Source organism: Streptomyces sp. SS1-1 (assembly GCF_008973465.1).
In the GTDB taxonomy this organism is placed as follows: Bacteria; Actinomycetota; Actinomycetes; order Streptomycetales; family Streptomycetaceae; genus Streptomyces.
Window position 1 is genome coordinate 88,222 of record NZ_WBXN01000004.1, and the last position, 18,532, is coordinate 106,753.

Genomic DNA, 18,532 nt, shown 5'->3' on the forward strand with positions numbered 1-18,532 from the left:
CCGGACCGTCAGTCCTGTGCCGCTTCCCCGTCCCCGGCCCGCGCCGGGCGCCAGCCGCGGGCGCGGGCCCGGGGCAGCGCGAAGGCGGCCCACAGGACGGCCAGGACGACGCCGGAGCCGAGCAGGGCGAGGAGCGTGGCCCGGTCGGTGGCGGAGTCGGCGTCCGAGGTGTCGCGGACGGCGACACGTTCCGCGGCACGGTCGCCGGCCGCGGGTGCCTCCGGGGTGCCGAGGACCGTGGTCACGGCGGCGTACGGGTCCAGTTGGGGGATGGCGGCGGGGTACGCGGTCGCCGTCAGCCGGTGGGTGACGGCCTCGCCCGAGTCGTCCGGGTGGGCCGCGCGCACCACCGCTGCGGCCCCGGCGGCGTAGGCGGCGGCGACCGAGGCGCCGGCTCCCAGGTAGTGGCCGTCACCGCGCGGACCGCCGGAGACCACCCCGGCCCCGGGGGCGGCCAGGTCGATGCCCGTGGTGGGCAGGGCCCGCTCCGGCCGGAGGCCACCGGGGAGCATGTCGGCGACCGAGAGGACCCCGGGTTCCCCGGCCGGCCAGTACACCCGGGGCGGGATCGCGTCGATGTCGCCCCGCGTCGGCGGGTCGGGGGTCGCCGCGGCGACGACGACGGCGCCCGCGCGGAGGGCGTCGGCGACGGCACGGCTCAGGTCCTTGTCCCGGCGCGGCAGGGCCACTGTGACGGCGATGACGTCGGCCCCGGCCTCGGTGGCCTCGCGTACCGCCGCGGCGACGAGCGCCGCGTCCGCCCGGCCGCGCGTGTCCGTGCCCCGCAGGGCGAGGATCCGCGCACCCGGGGCGACTCCGGTGAGACGGGCGTCCGTACCGGCGATCAGCCCGGCCAGGAAGGTGCCGTGCCCCACGCAGTCCTGCGCGGCCGTGCCCGTGCGTCCGGTCCAGGTCGAGGCGCTGGCGTGACCAGTCCTGCTTCTTCGCCCTCTCGCGCGAGGGGGCGGTGCACGCGGCGTCCGCGTCGAGCGCGGAGGGCATCGCCGGCAGTTCCTGGCTCTTCTTCCCGTCGGCCGCCCCGAACCCCTCGTGAGATGCCGTGTGGGCCGTGACGGCCGTGGGCAGCAGCAGTGCGGCGGCGAGGCCGGCGCCGGACAGCAGGCGGGCGGCGGGCTTCACCGTCCGGTCGCCTTCGGGGCGGCGGCCACGTCCTCGGGTACGAGGATGCGCAGGTCGTCCAGGGTGGGCGCGGCCAGCGAACTGAGCCGTCCCGCCTGGCGGGTGACCATCGACTCGAGTACCTGCCGGGCCAGCCGGGCATTGCCGAAGGACCGGTCCCGGGGCAGCGCGTCGAAGTACGCCTTGAGGACCGGGCCGGTGCCGGGTCCGCACTCGTAGCCCATGCTCGCGGCCTGGGCGCGCACGATGGTGACCAGTTCCTCGGAGGAGTAGTCGGCGAAGGTGATCCGGCGCGGGAAACGGGAGGACAGACCCGGGTTGGAGGCCAGGAAGCGTTCCATCTCGTCGGTGTAGCCGGCGACGATGACGACGACCTCGTCGCGGTGGTCCTCCATCAGCTTCAGCAGGGTGTCCACCGCCTCCTGTCCGAAGTCGGCGCCGCCGCCCTGCGGGGTGAGCGTGTACGCCTCGTCGATGAACAGCACTCCGCCGCGGGCGCGTTCGAAGACCTCGCGGGTGAGCTGGGCGGTGTGCCCGATGTAGCGCCCGACGAGGTCGGCGCGGGCGGCCTCCACCAGCTGGCCCCGCTGCAGGATGCCGAGCTGGGTCAGGATCTCGCCGTAGAGGCGGGCGACCGTGGTCTTGCCCGTGCCGGGCGGGCCGGTGAAGACCAGGTGGTGGCTGAGGGAGGGCACCGGCAGTCCGGCGGCGGCGCGGTGGCGGGCCGTGGTGATGAGGTTGACCAGGTCCGCGACGTCGCGCTTGACCTCGGCCAGGCCGATCATGTCGCCGAGGCGGGTCAGCGGGTCGTCCTGCGGCGTGCCTGTCTCGGCGGCCTTCGCGGCGGCGGCGGCCGACACGTCCTCCGGCAGCAGCAGCCTCAGGTCGTGCTCGCCGACGTGGGCCTGCGCGGCGAGACGGACCGCCTGCCGGTCCACCATCTCCTCGAACACACCGCGCGCGGCACGGCCGTTGCCGAATCCGGCGTCCCTGGGCATCGCCTCGAAGTGCGCCGCGAGCGCCTGCGCGGTGCCCTCGCCCAGCTCGTACTGGTGCTGGGCGCACATGTTCTCCATGATGGCGACCAGTTCGGGCACGGAGTAGTTCTCGAACTCGACGGTCCGGGAGAAGCGGGAGGCCAGACCGGGGTTGGAGCCGAGGAAGGACTCCATCTCGCGGGAGTACCCGGCCGCGACCACGACCACGTCGTCGCGGTGGTCCTCCATCAGCTTCAGCAGGGTGTCGACCGCCTCCCGGCCGAAGTCCGCGCCGCCGTTGCCGCTGTCCGCGGTGAGGGTGTACGCCTCGTCGATGAACAGCACACCGCCGAGCGCCCGCTGGAAGGTCTCGGTGGTCTTGATCGCGGTGCCGCCGACGACCTGAGCGACGAGGTCGGCGCGCGAGACCTCCACGAGGTGACCGCTGCGCAGGGAGCCCAGTTCGGCCAGGATCGCCCCGTAGAGGCGGGCGACGGTGGTCTTGCCGGTGCCCGGCGGGCCCGCGAAGATCAGATGCCTGCTCATCGGCGGGGCGGACATGCCGAGCTGCTCGCGGCGCTGCGCCAGCTGGGTGAGGTTGACCAGGGTGCCGACCTGCTGCTTGACGTTCTCCAGGCCGATCAGCGCCTTCAGGGCGCCGAGCGGGCCGTCCACGCGGTCCGGCGCCGGCCCGTCCGCGGCGCCGGATCCGGCCGGGTCGGTGTTCTCGGCGCTGCCGCTGCCCCACGCGTCCCGCTTGCCGTTCCCGGTGCTCTTCAGGCCGTCCACGGCGAGCCGTTCGCCCGGGGTCGTCTGGACGAGCCCGCCGCCCTCGTTCTCCCGGGCGAGGCAGTTCACGAGGGAGACCGGCGCGGTGGACTCCACCCGGAAGCCGTCCTGGGCACCGCCGGAGACCTCGCAGCCGCTGAGCGAGGCGAGCGCGCCCTCCCGGAGCAGGAAGCCGTGGCCCTGCGGGGCGTGCACCGTGGTGCGGTTGGCGGTCAGCTCACCGCCCGCCGCGACCACCACGCCGTCCTCGCCGGACACCTCGACGCGGAAGTCCCGGACGGTCACGTTGCCACCGTCCTCCACGACCAGGCCACTGGTGGCGGTGTCGGACACGCCGCCGCCGGCCAGGTAGAGGGTGCTGCCGGCGGCCACACGGACGCCCGCGCCCTTCGGCCGGACGATCTCGCAGTCCTCGGCCCGGCCGCGGGCGTCCCTGCCCGCCGCGATGCCGTCTCCGGAGGGCTCCACGAGACGGGCCCGGCGCAGCAGCGGGTTGGCCCCGCCGCGCACCGATATCGCGGGCGATCCGCCGATCACCTCCAGGCGGTCCAGCTCTGGCGCCGAGTCCTCCTCCAGCAGCAGTCCCGTCTGCTCGCAGTCGCGGACCGTGAGTCCGGTCAGCGCCGGGGACGCTGCTCCCGCCACGCGGAGCGCCGCGCCCTGCGCGCCGTCCACCCAGCAGTCCTCGAAGGTGCCGCGGGCCCGGTCGGTGATCACGACGCCCTGACCCCGGGTCCGCGAGACACGGCAGCGGCGCAGCACCGGGTCGGTGCCCCCGGCCAGCGCGATCCCGTTCCCGGAGGCCCCGGTGACCCGGACGTCCTCCAGCGTCGTACGGCCCGCGCTGCTCAGGTGCACTCCGGTGCTGGTGTCGTGCACGACGGTCCGCACCACCGTGAGGGAGCAGTTCTGCTCCAGGGCGATGGACGGCTTGTCCGTGGAGGAGATGTCGCAGTCCTCGACGCTGCCGGTGGAGTCGCCGTTGGCGAGCAGGCCGTTGCCGCGTGCGGCTCGCACCGTGCAGCCGCGCAGCCGCGCCTCGCCCTGTTCGGCGAGGACGACTCCGCTGGTGCCCAGGTGCTCGAACGTGCAGGACTCCACGGTGGTCGGCGTGGTCGAGGTGACGACGACGCCGGCGCCCTGGGGGTTGCTCACCCGGCAGTCCCGCAGCGCGAGGGAGCCGGTGCCCCCGGCCAGCACCGCGGTCCAGGCGGCGCCGACGATCTCGCAGCCGTCGAGCGCGGCCTGCCCGCGCCGGACGTCCACGGCCGGCAGCTCGGCGTCCCCGCCGCGCAGGGACAGCTCGGAGAGCATCACGGCGTCGGCTCGCAGGGCGAGGACGCTGCCCGAACGCGGCCGGATCTCGACCGTGCCCCGGCCCTCGGCGGCGGTGAGGGTGACCCGGGTGTGGATCACCAGGTTCTCCGCGTACGTCCCGGGCCGGACGCTGATCAGCGCACCGGTACGGGCAGCCGCGAGTGCCTCACCGATCGTCCGGTAGCGGTCCCGCTCCCCGGGACCGACCGTCAGTACCTGGCGCGACACGCACCAACCTCCTTGTGGGACAACGTTCTCAGCGGGTTCCCCCGATTGTCGGGGACGGTGTCGGCGAGCCGACGGGTGCCATCATGCCCGCCGCCGGGGCGGCCGGGGCCCGGCAGCGACGCTCTCGGCCGGAAGGCGACGGGGGCGCGGTCAGACGCTCCACTTCTGGTTGTCGGTGCCGGCGCAGGTCCACAGTTGCAGCCAGGCGCCGTTGCCCCGGTTGTTGTCCTTGATGTCGACGCACTTGCCGACGACGGTGTTCACCAGGTCGTGGCGCTCGTTGAGGACGAACTTCTGGGCGGCGTTGCCACTGCACCAAGCGAGCTGGATCGGAGTGCCGTCGTTGTAGTTCGCGTTGGCCACGTCCAGGCACAGTCCCTGGATGCGCAGGGTGCCGTCGGAGGCGAACTGCCACTTCTGCGCGACGCCGTTGTTGCAGTCCCACACGAACAGCTTCTTGCCGTCGCCGAAGTCGGCGTTCGGTACGTCGAGGCAGCGGCCGGAGAGGTGGCTGCGTATCGAGACCGGGGCACTGAAGGTCACACCCGAGCCCGCGTTCGAGGGCTGGTCGGCCCGGCCGCCTCCGGACGTCTTCCCGCCACCAGCCGACTTCGCGGGTGCGTCCTGCTTGACCGTGCCGTCCTTGGGCCGGTCCTTCCCGTCGTCCTGCTTCGCCGTCTTCTTGCCCGAGTCCTGCGGCGCGGACCCGCCGGGGGTTCGCTCCACCGGCTTGTCGGGCTTGCCGGGCTTGCCGGAGCTCTTCTCGCCGTGGTCGGGAGTGGCGGTGTCGGGTTTGGTCATCACGAAGTCGCCCGGCGCCTCCTGCCCGCCGCCCCCGAGGACGGTGCCTCCGGCCGGCGTGGCCTTGGCGTCCTTGTCGTCGCCTCCGGTGAGCACGAGGAACGGCACGGAGACGAGCAGCGCCCCGGCGACCGCGGCCCCGGCCAGCGCCGCCCTGCCCGGCCGCCCCACGGTGGCGGCCTGCTGCTCCGGCCGGTCGATGGCGGTCGCGGTCATCGTCCGTACGAGGGCTGGGAGCCGGCTCTTGGCCTCGGCGGCGGCGCCGGGGTCGGACTCCGCGTCGGAGTCCGGCTCGGCCTCGGGCCGGCCGCCGGGCGCGGCTTCGGCTGCCGGCGTCCGAGCCACGGTCGCCGTCTCCTCGGCCGCGGAACTCGCCTGCGGATCGGGGGACTTCTCCCCAGCCCCCGCGCCCGGGGCGTGGGAGGTCTCCGGCTCGGGCGGGGGCCCGGGCTGGGCTGCGGCGGCAGCCGGAGCCGTCGCCTCGCCGTCCGAACCGGACGTCCCCCGAGAGGAGGCGGAGGTGTGCTGGGCCGGACGCGTCACGGGGTCCTCCCTGTGGTGTGGGGCCAGGGTTCAGAGGAGTGGTGGGGCTCGCCCGCGGGAGGAGCCGGGCGCGCCCGCTCGGCCTCCGGTTCGGGCTCGGGCAGGATGTCCAGGAGCGTGTCCACGGGGACGAGCAGGGGTGCCGCGGCACCGGCGTTGACCATCAGTTGTGTGCCCGAGCCGCGCAGCGACCGGACGAGTTCCGCCGCCGGGACTCTGTCATGCCGAAGTGCCGTGGACGTGAACGCGTGTGCCGGCGAGGTGAACGAGAGGACCACCGGGGCGCCGTCCAGACCGGCCGCCGTCAGCGGCCCGCCGTCCGGTCCGCGCACGACGGTGATCTCCGCTCGGGCGAGCGCCGCGATCGCCTCGTCCACCGAGCCGTATCCGGTGGCGGCCCGCTGGGCGGCCGCGTCCACCGGGTCGGTGGGGTCCGGCCAGCCGAGCACTCGGGCCGAGGGCCGGTAGTCCGGGTTGGGACGGTAGTCCCCGACGTCCCCGCTCTCGTCGGACTGCCACTCCCCCACCACCGCCCACGTGGGCGGCGTACGGTCCTGGGTCCACTCCGGGTCGACGACCCCGATCCAGTGGCCGGGCGCCCGGCGGGCCGCGTCCCGGACCGCTTCGGGTATCTCGGGGCTGTCGGTGGCCCCGGCCTCGCCGGAGCCGGCCGGCTCCGCGTGCCCCGGCCCGGAGACGGCGGGCGCCTCGGGCCCACCCTCCAGCCGTTGTCCGGGCCGCATCTCCACCTGAACTCTTCGGTCGGTACGAACACTTGGATGCCGTCGGCCTGCTCGCGCGCCGACGATGATCAGATCAGGAGCCCCAGGATGCCACACGAGCATCGCCCGTTGTGGGGTGGGCACGGTCCGAATCGCCTGCCCACGTGCCTGTTCGCCGCCCGGGTCGGGAACATTCCGGGAGCAGCGAGGTCCGAGCGGACAAAGTGACGGGGGAGTTGGGAGAGGTGATCGGTCGATCGCCTTGCACGCAGGCTAAGTTGGGCCGCACGGGAAGACCTCATGACTCGAGACTGCGCCGGACCGGCCCGCGGTCGCCACCGCTGCGGACCGGCACCCCTCGACGACCCGGACCGGGCCTCGCACCGGTCCACCCTCGCGCGGCGCGCCCGACCGACGCCCGCCGGGCTTCCCGGCGTTCGTCCAGCCGACCACTGCACGGGCCCCGGCCACGACCGGCAGCTCCGCCACCGAGGAGGAGTACCGCATGTCCCCCCAGCACCCCACCCCCGACGCGAACAAGGAGGCGGCCGCCACCCGCGCAAGGGGCACCGGTTCACCGTCCAGCCCCTCCACGCCGGACGAGCCGGCCCCGGACCGCGGCTCCGCCCCGGAGGCCGGGCCCCTGAACACCGGGCCGGGTTCCGGCGCCGACGGGCCGACCCCGCCCTCGGGGGCGCAGCCGGACATACGGAAACGTGAAGACCCGGACGGGGAGGCCGGCACCGAGAGCGCCCCGTCAGGACCCACCCGAGCCGGTGAGATCCCTGCCGCCGGGGCCGAGGAGGCCACGGCCCCCGTGGCCTCAGCGGCGGAGGCGGAGGCGGAGGGCGGCGCCGCCGAAGGCCCGGCGTCGGACGAGGTCGGTGCCCCGGGTACGGCGGAGGCCCGAGGCACCACCGCCCCGGCATCGTCCGCGGCGAGCGCGTCCACCAGATCATCCCCCGAGGCACGTGTCGCCGTGGCCGCGGCGGCGGCCGTCGGGACCGTGCCGCCCAGCGCCGGGACGGGCACCGGCGTGCGGAGCGGGCGCCCCCGCAAGCCGATCCTCGCGGGAGCGGCGGTCGCCGGCGCCGCGCTGATCGCCATTCCGCTGCTGCTCACCGGCAGCGCGAGGGACGACGGGCCTCCCGAGTCCACCAGGGAGCTGGCCGCGGGAGGCTCCGACACCGTCCTGAATCCGACGTCAGCCCCGGCCGCCCTCGACGACTACGTGGCCGAGAAGCCCAGTCCGTCCCCGAAGAAGGCGAAGGCGACGCAGAGCGCGCCGACGAGGGTCGCCCCTGCGCAGCCGGCCGCGCCCGCCACGCAGTCCAGCCCGAGCGACAAGCCGGAGTCCAAGCCCAAGGCGAAGCCGAAGCCGAAGCCGAGCCCGAAGCCGGACTGGAGTACCGAGACCGTCTCCGCGCCCAGTGTCCTGGAGGTCAACCAGGCCTGGACCACCAACCGCATCCGGATGGTCATGCAGACCGACGGCAACCTGGTCGTATACAACGAGCAGCGCAAGCCCATCTGGGCGTCCATGACCTTCGGCCCGAACCACCGGGCCATCTTCCAGCCGGACGGCAACCTGGTCATCCACAACGGCGAGGACCGCCCCATCTGGGCCTCGCAGACCTGGGGCCACGAAGGTGCCCAACTGGTCCTGCGTGCCGACGCCAAGGTGGTGATCGTGCAGAACGGCGGGGTGATCTGGTCGACGTGACACCCCCCGGCGGGAGCGTTCCACCCACCGCGGCCTCGCGGCGCGCGACCGGTCGGACCCGGGCGCACGCTCGCACTGGCCGCGGACGGCTCCGCGTCACCTTCGCCAGAACAGGTGGTGCGTCACACCACTCGGGCTGGGCACGACCTCCAGGTGGAACCGGTCGAGCAATTCGTCAGGGGACTGCCAGAGCCGTAGACCGGACCCGAGCTTCACCGGCGAGACCGCGACGTGCAGGGTGTCGACGAGGTCGGCGTCGAGGAACTGCCGGATGGTGGTGACCCCGCCGCCGAGTCGGACGTCCTTGTCCTGAGCCGCCTCTCGCGCACGTCCGAGGACCTCGGCCGGGCTGCCGTCGACGAAGTGGAACGTCGTGTCGGAGAGCGTGAACGACGGACGCACGTGGTGGGTCATGACGAAGACGGGAGTGCGGAAGGGAGGCTCCTCGCCCCACCAGCCGTTCCACTCGTGGTCCTGCCAGGGCCCTCGCTGGGGGCCGAACTTGTTGCGCCCCATGATCTCGGCACCGATGTTGCGCGCGAAGTCGCGCGTGAAGCAGTCGTCGAGGCCCCTGCTCCCTCCCGGATCAGTGCGCATGGGCCAGCTCGCCGTGGCTCCGGCCCAGGCGAACAGCGCCTCGGGGCGCACGTGACCGAACGGCCGTTCAAGGGTCTGGTCCTCACCGGCACCGATTCCGTCGCTCGAGACGTTGAAGTTCATGACGCGCAGGAGTTGCCCCATGGGTCGCCTCATCACCTTCCGTCGGGTCCTCGTGCGGCCGGGTGCCGCACATCATGACGTCGAACGGGACGTGAGCGGATCGACAGCGACGCGTGATCTTTTTTTCCCGGACCGCCGCCAGGAACGCGCCCTGGGGCATACGCCGCGACCAGGCGCCGTTCGATCCGGCCTGCCGGGCCGCGCCGGCCGGCGCCGCGCTTCAGTCGGGCAGGCCGCCAGGCGGCGCCGTCGTGGCCCGGTGGGTCAGCGTCGCGGGGAGCATCGTCGTCTCGGGGACGTCGTCGTGCTCGGCGAGCTTGGCCATCAGGAGCTCCACCGCGCGCGTGCCTATCTCGGCCGAGGGGATCGAGACCGATGTGATGGGCACCGGTGCCTGCTCGGCGGTCTCGTCGGGGCAGATCGCGACGACCGAGAGGTCCTGGGGGACGCGCAGGCCCATCGTCTGGAAGGCCGCGATCAGGGGCTGGGTGACCGGCTCGTTGTGGATGACCACGCCGGACAGCTCCGGCTGCTCGTGCAGCAGTCTCTCGGCCATGGCCTGCGCGGCCGCCGGGGTCTCCGGGCAGGGGTGGACGGAGGACCGCAGGCCGAGACGGTCGGCGGCGGCCGTGAAGCCGGCGGCTACGCGGCGGGCGAAGCCGGTGCCGCGGACGTACACCTCCGGGGGCGAGCCGACGAGGGCCACGGTGCGGTGGCCGAGCGAGGCCAGGTGTTCCACACATGCTTCGCCCGCGCCCGCGAAGTCCAGGTCGACGCAGGTCAGTCCGGCCGGGTCGGACGGGAAGCCGATCAGGACGGACGGCTGCTCCAAGCCGCGCAGCAGGGGCAGCCGGCGGTCGTCCATCTCGACGTCCATGATGATGAACGCGTCCGCCATGCGGCTCCGCGCGACCCGGTTGATGCCCTCCTCCCCCTCGTTGTGGGTGAGGAGGAGGACGTCGTGGTCGTGTTCCCGGGCGGCGGTGGCCACGGAGGTGGCGAACTGCATCACCACGGGCAGGTGCATGCCCTTGCGGAGCGGCAGGACCAGGCCGATCACCTGTGACCTGCTGCTGGCCAGGGAGCGGGCGCCGGCGTGCGCCCGGTAGCCCAGTTCCCGGATGCTGTCCTCTATGCGGCGGCGCGTCTCCTCGGAGATCGGCCTCTTGCCGCTGAGGGCGTAACTGACGGTGCTGGGCGACACGTTAGCGTGCCGCGCCACGTCAGTGATCTTGACCATGCGTGTACCTTCTCGAGTCCCGTTGTGCCCCATCATCCTCGGGCATCGGAGAGTGTCAGGGCGAGAACGGCCGTACCGGCCTCGGCGCGGGCGGAGGGGCCGCCGGCGACCTCGACGCCCCAGGGCAGGGAGGCGTCGGAGGTCTCGGCCCGCAGGGTGGATCCTTCGCGCACGACCGTGATCTCGGCCGCCGTCGTGCCGTCCTCGCCGGGGATGCGCACGGTGGTGCGGGAGCCGTCGGCCGGCTCGAAGACGCGGATCGTGACGTCGTCCGCCCACGCGTAGTCGGGACGGTCGTCGACCGAGCCGACCGGGATCGCGGAACCGGGGCGGGCCAGCAGCGGGAGGCTGAGGTAGTCGTGGGTCTCGCGCACCCAGCGGGGGCCGGTGACCTGCTCGCCGGTCGTGAAGTGGGTCCAGGTGCCCTCGGGCACGTAGTACGACACTTCCCCGTCCTCCGAGAAGACGGGGGCGACGAGCAGGTCCCCGCCGAGCATGTACTGGCGTTCCAGCGGGGCGCAGGCCGGGTCGTCGGGGAACTCCAGCAGCATGGCCCGCATCATGGGGACGCCTTCGGTGTGCGCCTGGTGGGCGGCTCCGTAGAGGTAGGGCATGAGACTGAGCTTGAGCTTGGTGAAGTGGCGCAGGACGTCCACGGCCTCCTCGTCGAACAGCCATGGCACGCGGTAGGAGGAGGAGCCGTGCAGGCGGCTGTGGGAGGAGAGCATGCCGAAGGCGGTCCAGCGCTTGAACAGGCCGGCGTCGGGCAGGCCCTCGAAACCGCCGATGTCATGGCTCCAGTAGCCGAATCCGGACAGGCCGAGGGAGAGTCCGCCGCGCAGGGACTCGGCCATCGACTCGTAGGTGGACTCGCAGTCGCCGCCCCAGTGCACGGGGAACTGCTGGCCGCCGGCCGTGGCGGAGCGGGCGAAGAGCACCGCTTCTCCCTCACCGCGGTGCTTGCGCAGTACGTCGAAGACGGTCTTGTTGAAGAGCTGGGTGTAGTAGTTGTGCATCCGCTCCGGGTCGGAGCCGTCCGACCAGGCGACGTCGGTGGGGACGCGCTCGCCGAAGTCGGTCTTGAAGCAGTCGACGCCCATGTCCAGGAGGGCTTCGAGCTTGGACGCGTACCAGGCGCGGGCGTCGGGATCGGTGAAGTCGACCAGGGCCATGCCGGGTTGCCAGAGGTCCCACTGCCAGACGCCGCCGTCGGGGCGTCTGAGGAGATACCCGGCGGCCTTGCCCTCGGCGAACAGCGGGGAGCGCTGGGCGATGTACGGGTTGATCCACACGCAGATGTGCAGGTCCCGTTCCTTGAGGCGGCGCAGCATCCCCTCGGGGTCGGGGAAGACCCGCGAGTCCCACTCGAAGTCGCACCAGTGCAGCTCGCGCATCCAGAAGCAGTCGAAGTGGAAGGCGGACAGCGGGAGATCGCGTTCGGCCATGCCCTCGACGAAGCCGGTGACGGTCTCCTCGTCGTAGGAGGTGGTGAAGGAGGTGGTCAGCCACAGTCCGAACGACCAGGCGGGCGGGAGCGCCGGGCGGCCGGTCAGCGCGGTGTACCTGCGCAGGATCTCCTTCGGTGTGGGGCCGTGGATGACGTAGTACTGCAACTGCTGCCGCTCGGCGCTGAACTGGACGCGTGAGACCTGCTCGGAAGCGACCTCGAAGGAGACCTTGCCGGGGTCGTCGACGAAGACGCCGTAGCCGGCGTCGGTCAGGTAGAACGGGACGTTCTTGTAAGCCTGTTCACTGCTGGTGCCGCCGTCGGCGTTCCAGATGTCGACGCTCTGGCCGTTCTTGACGAGCGGACCGAAGCGCTCGCCGAGCCCGTAGACGGAGGTGCCGACGCCCAGCCGGAGTTGCTCGCGGATGTAGTGCTCGCCCTCGGCGGTCTCCATCAGCGCCATGGCCTTGGTGTCGCTGCTGGTCAGGGTGCGTCCGCCGGCCTGGAACTCCATGCGCCAGTCGCCGTCGAGGCGGAAGCGGACGCTCAGGTCGCCGGAGGTGAGGACGGCCTGCTCGTCGTCGACGGCGACGACGGGGTCGTGCGGCTGGTGGTGCAGTTCGAAGTGGGGGCCGGTCTCGACTCCGCCGTCGAAGTGCGTGATGCGCACGCCGATGACGCCGGGCATCGGCGCGGTGCAGTCGACCGTGATGAGCGGGCCTTTGAGCAGGTCGCCGCGGTGCCGGATGTGCTGGGTGGGGGCGTGGACCCGGAGGGTGCCGGGGCCGGGGACGGCATCGAGGACCTCGGCCGGATACGCCGCCGTGATGCCTTCGCGCAGCAGCCAGTACCCGTTGGTGAACTTCATCGTCGATGCCTTTCCCGGTGGGCGGCCACCGGCGTTCTCGGTATGTACGGAGGGGTTGGGGGTCACTTCACCGCGCCGACGGCGATGCCCCGGGTCAGGGTCCGCTGGAAGAGCAGGAAGAAGACGATCGCGGGCAGGGCGCCGAGCAGGCCGGCGGCGTTGGTCATCGTCGCGTCCATCAGACGCTGGCCCTGGAGGACGCCGAGCGCCACCGAGACGGTCTGGTTGTCGTTCGACGGCAGCATGACCAGGGGCAGCAGGAACTCGTTCCACGTCCAGATGAAGAAGAACACCAGCAGGACGCCGATGGTGGGCCGGCTGACCGGGACCACCATGCGCCACAGGATCTGCCAGCTGTTGGCGCCGTCGATCCGGGCGGCCTCGATGATCTCCCTGGGGAAGGCCCCGAGCACGGAGGACAGCAGGTACGTGCCGAAGGCCGCCTGTACGACGCTGAAGACGATGATCAGGCTCAGCCTCGTGTCGTACAGGCCCACTTCCTTGGAGAGGTAATAGAGCGGGTAGACGAGGGCCTCCTGCGGCAGCACGTTGGCCAGGACGAAGAAGGCGAGGAAGTACGCCTTGCCCTTGATGCGGCCGATGCCGATCGCGTACGCGTTGAGGACGGAGAGGATGACGCCGAGGACGGCGACCGAACCGGAGATCACGACCGAGTTCAGCAGCGTGTTCCCGAAGTCGACGCGGGTCCAGAAGTCCTTGAGGCCGTCCAGGTAGAGGCCGTCGGGCAGGGACAGCGGGCCGTGCGCGGAGTACTCGGCGGGTGACTTCAGCGCGTTGACGAGGACGATGAGGAGCGGCAGCACCATGAAGACCGCGCCGAGGAGCATCGCCACCAGCACCGGGTAGCGCTTGAGCGCGTTCACTGTGCGTCCTCCGACCGGGTCTGGAAGCGCAGTCCGATCGTGGTCAGCGCCAGGATGATGAGCGTGAGGACCGTCGCGATCGCCGAGCCGTAGCCGACGTCCGTCTTCTCGAAGAACGTCGAGAAGGAGAAGTAGGACGGCACGATGGTCGCGTCGGCGGGGCCGCCCTTGGTGAGGACGTAGACCGCGCCGAAGACCTTCAGGGCGGCGATGGTGCACCACAGCATGACGACGTAGATCTCGGGGCGGATCTGAGGCAGCGTCACGTGCCAGAAGCGCTGCCACCAGTTCGTCCCGTCCAGCTCGGCCGCCTCGTGGAGCGAGGGGTCGACCCGCTGGAGTCCCGCCATGAAGATCACGACGGGGAAGCCCAGTTGCACCCAGACCATGACGGCCATCACGCTGTAGAGCGCGAAGTCCGGGTCGCCCAGCCAGTCCTGCTGGAGGGAGCCGAGCCCGACCGCCTCCAGCAGCTCGTTGAGGGAGCCGTTCTCGGGGGCCAGGATCCAGCTCCAGACGATGCCCGCGACCGTGATGGGCAGGACCTGGGGCAGGTAGAAGCAGGCGCGCAGCACGCTGGCCGTCTTCGAACCGAAGTGCTTGCCGATGAAGTCGAACAGCGCCGCGGCGACCACCAGGCCGATGGCGGTGGGGATCACCGCCATCGCCAGGACCATGGCGACGCTGTGCCGGAAGGACTCCCAGAACCGCGAGTCCTTCATCAGCGCCTGGTAGTTATCCAGCCCGGCCCAGGCGGGCGAGCCGACGCCCTGCCAGTGGGTGAGGCTGAAGTAGACGTTCATCGCGAACGGCACGATCACGACGGCCAGGAAGGCGAGGACGCCGGGGATCAGGTACAGCGCGTAGGGGTTGCGCGGCCGGAGGGGTCGGGCGCTCATGACGTGGGCGCACCCGCGTCATAGGCCTTCTGCAGTTCGTCGAGGACCGCGTCGGGGCTCGCGCTGCCGGTGATCAGCTTCTGGGTGGCGGAGACGAGTACGTCGTAGAAGCCGGGGACCGGCCAGTCCGGGTAGAAGGCGAGGCCGTCCGCGGACGAGACCTTGTTGAAGTTCTCGATCAGCTCCTTGGAACTGGCGTCGGTGATCGCCGAGGGTTCGGCGGCGACGGGCACGCCGCCGTTGTTGCCGAGGGTGTTCTGGATCCCCTTCTTCATCGTGATGTCGATGAAGTCGTAGGCCAGTTGCTTGTTCTTGGCGTTCTTCGGGACGACCCAGAGGTTGCCGCCGGAGCCGAGGGTGAGCTGGGAGCCGGGGAAGAGGAACGAGCCCCACTTGAACTTGTTCTCGTCGCGGAAGCGGCCGTACCACCAGCTGCCCGAGAAGAAGATCGGGGACTTGCCGCCGATGAAGGACACGCCGGCGTCCTCGGCCTTCGCGCCGCTGCTGGTCTTGGCGATGTAGCCCTTCTTCACCCAGTCGGAAAGGGTGGCGGCGGCGTACGTCCAGGCGGCGTCGTGAAAGTCGGCCTTGCCCTTGTAGAGCTCGAAGGAGTCGACCCAGGCGCGGTCGGCCTTGGTGAGGGCGAGCTGGTACAGGTACTGGTGGGCCGGGTACTCGGCGCCGCCGTTGGCGAGCGGGGTGATGCCCTTGGCCTTGAAGGCGGCGAGGGCCTGCTCGAACTCGTCGAACGTGGTCGGGACCTTGACGCCGTGCCGCGCGAAGAGGTCCTTGTTGTAGTACACCATCGTGTACTCGCCGAAGTTCGGGACGCCGTACCAGTTGCCGGAGCCCATGACGCCCTTGGCGTCGTAGCGGCTGGTGGTCGTGACGCTCGGGCTGAGCAGCTTGTCCCAGCCGTGCTTCGTGACCTGAGGGGTGAGGTCGGTGAGCAGGCCCTGCTTGGCCAGCAGGCCGGCGGTGGCGTTGCCCTTGTTGTACTCCATGAGGTCGGGGGCGTTGCTGGAGTTGAGCACCATCGAGGCGGTCTTCTGTATCTGCTCGAAGCCCTTGGCCTCGAACTCGACCTTGACGCCCGGGTGGGACTTCTTGAACTCGTCTATCGCCTGGTTCCAGGCGACGCCCATGGCGCTGTTGGGGGCCTCGTAGTGCCAGAGCTTCAGCGTCTTGCCGTCGCCCTCCGCACCACCGTCGGAACTCCCGCACGACGTCATCAGCATGACGCCCGCCAGGGCGGCTGCCGTGAGAGCCAGCGGACTGCGCACCTTCACCATTGAAGTGACTCCTACCTGGGCCGAACGGATGAGGCGCCTCACCGGATCGAGTCGAATCGTTTCGATGAGGCGCGTCGAAGCGCTTCGACGGAGGACCGTATGTACGGCGACCTCATAGGTCAAGAGCGTTTACAAATCCCTCTCGGGTCTTTTCCGTGGTGTCACGGCACAGGGACGACAGGCACCTCGCCTGGGCGAGCGCGGTGCCGGATCAGGCGACCCCGGCGCCACTCGCACCGTCCGCGCCGGCAGCGCCGGGGGAATCGGCACCCGGCAACGGGGGCCTGGCGACGGGTGCCTGATGCAGCGGCGTGTGCTGAGGGTCGACTGACACACGGGCGGCGTTGATGAACTCGAGGCGGGCGGATTCCATCTCGTCCCGGGCCCGGCGCCACTCCTGTTCACCTGGGGCGGTCTGGTCGATGAACTGGTCGCTGTGGGCCCAGAACACCTCGTCGATCCTTGCCGCCGCCTGTACCACGGCAGGGCTGCCCACGAGCCAGATCGTGCCCAACGCGACGTTCCACGGCACCCAGTCCACGGAGTCGCCGTGCTTCCAGGCGCGACGCAGTGCGAGCTGGATGCGCGTGGACTCGGCGACGATGGCCGAGCAGGCGTCGATCTGCTTCTCGCGCGACCAGTGCATCCGGTTGACGCGGCTGGTGAGGTACGAGCCGGCGACGACACCGATCAACGCGGCCGCGACACCTCCGGCCGTGGTGACCGTCGTTGCCCAGTCCCATGACATCCGATCCCCCTTACGGCTGCCCGTTCGAGGACCACCCTGCCCAGCCCCACCCTCGCGGCATGCGCGGCTGTCGGCGCAAAGGCCGTTTTCCGGCCATCGTCTCCAGGCCGTCGCTCGAAGATGAACGCGCTCAGCGGGGCGTCCTCAGAGCGGGATCTCGAAGTGCACCGTGGCGACACCCGGGCCGTGCTCACCCGTGGTGCGGGCGTCGAAGATCTCTTTGGCGATGCCACGCCAGAAGGCCTCGGCGCCCGGCACCCGTGTGTTGGTGTGGAGGTAGAGGCGGTCGTAGCCCGGAGTGCCGGCCACGAAGTCGCGGGCCTCCTCGACCAGCGTGCGTGCCAGCCCCCGGCGCCGGTGCTCCGGGCGGACGTAGACGCGGACCAACTGTGCGGTGCTCCCGGACGGATAGCGTTCGGCCAGGGCGCGGGGGTGCGGCGGGTGAGCCGGGCCCGTCGAGTGCACGCCGGTGGTGGCGATCACCTCGCCGCCGTGGAGGGCGACCAAGAGGACGTGACGGGGGTCGTCCAGGTACGTGCCCTCGATGTCCATGACGTCCTGGTGCCATCGGGGTACGTAGCCGTAGCCGAACTCCTTGTAGAAGGTGTCGAGCATGACGGCGCGGGCGCCGTCGACGTCCTCGGTGGTCGCGGGACGCACGGTGTAACCGGTGGGTGTGGTGCGGGGCATCGGCAGTTCCTTCCTCAGCTCGGCCTCGTCCGGGCCTCATCGGGACCCCCACGCTACCTGACAATGAAAATGATTACCGATATCGTGTCGACGACGTCGTGGCCTGGACCCTCCTGGCCGCGTCCTTCGCGACGAATCGAAGACGACATGAAAAGGGGAGCCGTGGCCCATCTGCTGGTGGTCGAGAGCTGGGTCGGATCGATGAGCAGGCTGTTGCCACGGGCGATCCGGGAGGGTGGCCACGAGTTCACCTTCCTCACCCGGGACCTCCACCACTACCTGCGTGCCGCGCCCGAGGGCACCGCGCACCCGCTGCTCGGGGCGCGCAACGTGATCACCGCGAACACCAATGACGCGGAGACACTGGTGCCTCAAGTGGAGCGTTTGCACAGCGTGTTGGGGTTCGACGGGGTGATCACGTCGTGCGACTACTACCTGCCGGTGGTGGCACGTACGGCCACCCGGCTCGGGCTGCCCGGACCGGCTCCAGAGGCGATCGAGAACGCCTGCCGCAAGGACGCCACGCGCCGGGTGCTGGCGGAGGCAGGGGTGCCCGGGCCGCGGTTCGGGGTGCATGAGGAGTGGGCCGACATCGCGCGGTGTGCGCGGGACATCGGCTATCCGCTGGTGGTCAAGCCCGTGGACCTGTGCGCCGGGATGCTGGTGCGGCGGGTGGACGACGAGGCGCAACTCGCCGCCGCCGTCAAGGCGCTGGCCGACTTCCCGGTCAACGCGCGCGGGCAGCAACGGGCGTCCGCCGTGCTGTTGGAGGAGCTGCTGGACGGCCCGGAGGTGAGCGTCGAGTCGGTCTCCCACGCGGGCGTGGCGCACGTCGTCGGGGTGACGGACAAGAGCATCGCTGGGGAGCCGGCGTTCGTCGAGACCGGCCACATGTTCCCCGCCGCCCTGTCCGCCACGGACAGGGCGGCCGTCGAGCGGACCGCGATCGACGCGATCACGGCGCTCGGGCTCACGGACGGCGTGGTGGCGCACACCGAGATCAAGCTGACGTCGGCCGGCCCGCGTGTGGTCGAGGTCAATCCACGCCCTGCCGGGAACCGCATCACCGAGTTGCTACGGCATGTCACCGGTATCGACCTCGCCGCCGCCTTCGTCGACGTCGGCCTGGGCCGCTCCCCCGACCTGCGGCGCACGGACACCGGACTGCGCAGCGCGGCCATCGGCTTCCTCGTACCGGAGGCCACGGGCACCCTCGTGGCGCTGGACGGCGGCCGTGCGCGGACGGCCCCGGACGTGCTCGAGGTGGAACTCGCCCAGCCGGGGCGGCAGGTGAGGAGGGCGGGCAGCAACAACGAGTACCTGGGGCATGTCATGGCGGGCGACCCGTCGGGCGGCGGCGCTCGTGCCCGCGTCGAGTCGCTGCTGGCCGAGGTGCGGTCCGGGATGGTGATCCGGTGAGGTCCGTCGGCTCGCTGTCCCCCGGTGCGGCCCGTGCCACTGCCGGCCCGTTCTCCGCCGACCCGCTCTCCGCCGGTGGCGCCAC

The 18,532-nt window shown here is 71.5% G+C and carries 13 protein-coding genes and 1 pseudogene; 2 read left to right on the plus strand and 12 right to left on the minus strand.

The annotated features are described in order from the left end of the window. Positions 1 to 8: 8 nt before the first annotated feature. From F8R89_RS01650 to F8R89_RS01665, 4 genes and pseudogenes are all read right to left on the minus strand, one after another. Positions 9 to 1,140, minus strand: a pseudogene (locus tag F8R89_RS01650) (S8 family serine peptidase). Beyond that, positions 1,137 to 4,451 carry a right-handed parallel beta-helix repeat-containing protein gene (locus F8R89_RS01655; protein WP_151782247.1) on the minus strand — a complete coding sequence of 1,105 codons (3,315 nt, stop codon included), beginning with the start codon at positions 4,449 to 4,451 and terminating at the stop codon, positions 1,137 to 1,139. Before F8R89_RS01655 ends, F8R89_RS01650 begins: the two are co-directional and overlap by 4 nt. Before the next feature lie 150 nt (positions 4,452 to 4,601). Further along, the gene (locus F8R89_RS01660; protein ID WP_225994290.1) at positions 4,602 to 5,795 is read right to left on the minus strand and encodes a ricin-type beta-trefoil lectin domain protein; all 1,194 of its coding nucleotides are present in this window, start codon (positions 5,793 to 5,795) and stop codon (positions 4,602 to 4,604) included. After that, entirely contained in the window at positions 5,792 to 6,538 is a 747-nt protein-coding gene (locus F8R89_RS01665; RefSeq protein WP_151782248.1) for a type VII secretion system-associated protein, read from the minus strand. Before F8R89_RS01665 ends, F8R89_RS01660 begins: the two co-directional genes overlap by 4 nt. Positions 6,539 to 7,022: 484 nt before the next feature. On the opposite strand from F8R89_RS01665, the gene F8R89_RS01670 reads away from it, so the two are divergent. Continuing rightward, positions 7,023 to 8,240: a mannose-binding protein gene (locus tag F8R89_RS01670; protein ID WP_151782249.1), complete on the plus strand. Its 1,218-nt coding sequence runs from the start codon at positions 7,023 to 7,025 to the stop codon at positions 8,238 to 8,240. 96 nt (positions 8,241 to 8,336) lie between these two features. Here F8R89_RS01670 and F8R89_RS01675 read toward each other — a convergent pair whose 3' ends face one another. The 8 genes from F8R89_RS01675 to F8R89_RS01710 form a co-directional block, all read right to left on the minus strand. Next, the gene (locus F8R89_RS01675) at positions 8,337 to 8,981 is read right to left on the minus strand and encodes a dihydrofolate reductase family protein (RefSeq protein ID WP_151782250.1); all 645 of its coding nucleotides are present in this window, start codon (positions 8,979 to 8,981) and stop codon (positions 8,337 to 8,339) included. A gap of 199 nt (positions 8,982 to 9,180) precedes the next feature. After that, on the minus strand, positions 9,181 to 10,200 hold the full coding sequence (locus F8R89_RS01680; RefSeq protein ID WP_151782251.1) for a LacI family DNA-binding transcriptional regulator: 1,020 nt from the start codon (positions 10,198 to 10,200) through the stop codon (positions 9,181 to 9,183). Positions 10,201 to 10,232: 32 nt separating this feature from the next. Then, positions 10,233 to 12,515: an alpha-xylosidase gene (gene yicI / locus F8R89_RS01685; RefSeq protein WP_151782252.1), complete on the minus strand. Its 2,283-nt coding sequence runs from the start codon at positions 12,513 to 12,515 to the stop codon at positions 10,233 to 10,235. A 62-nt stretch (positions 12,516 to 12,577) separates the two neighbouring features. Then, positions 12,578 to 13,363: a carbohydrate ABC transporter permease gene (locus F8R89_RS01690; protein ID WP_151787942.1), complete on the minus strand. Its 786-nt coding sequence runs from the start codon at positions 13,361 to 13,363 to the stop codon at positions 12,578 to 12,580. 32 nt (positions 13,364 to 13,395) lie between these two features. After that, the gene (locus tag F8R89_RS01695; RefSeq protein ID WP_151782253.1) at positions 13,396 to 14,298 is read right to left on the minus strand and encodes a carbohydrate ABC transporter permease; all 903 of its coding nucleotides are present in this window, start codon (positions 14,296 to 14,298) and stop codon (positions 13,396 to 13,398) included. After that, positions 14,295 to 15,536: an extracellular solute-binding protein gene (locus F8R89_RS01700; RefSeq protein ID WP_413251287.1), complete on the minus strand. Its 1,242-nt coding sequence runs from the start codon at positions 15,534 to 15,536 to the stop codon at positions 14,295 to 14,297. The genes F8R89_RS01695 and F8R89_RS01700 overlap by 4 nt, the downstream gene beginning before the upstream one ends. A 265-nt stretch (positions 15,537 to 15,801) precedes the next feature. Beyond that, positions 15,802 to 16,338: a hypothetical protein gene (locus F8R89_RS01705; protein WP_151782255.1), complete on the minus strand. Its 537-nt coding sequence runs from the start codon at positions 16,336 to 16,338 to the stop codon at positions 15,802 to 15,804. A 144-nt stretch (positions 16,339 to 16,482) separates the two neighbouring features. Beyond that, entirely contained in the window at positions 16,483 to 17,028 is a 546-nt protein-coding gene (locus tag F8R89_RS01710) for a GNAT family N-acetyltransferase (RefSeq protein ID WP_151782256.1), read from the minus strand. Between the two features lie 162 nt (positions 17,029 to 17,190). On the opposite strand from F8R89_RS01710, the gene F8R89_RS01715 reads away from it, so the two are divergent. Further along, positions 17,191 to 18,447: an ATP-grasp domain-containing protein gene (locus F8R89_RS01715; protein WP_192806333.1), complete on the plus strand. Its 1,257-nt coding sequence runs from the start codon at positions 17,191 to 17,193 to the stop codon at positions 18,445 to 18,447. The last annotated feature ends 85 nt before the right edge of the window (positions 18,448 to 18,532 follow it).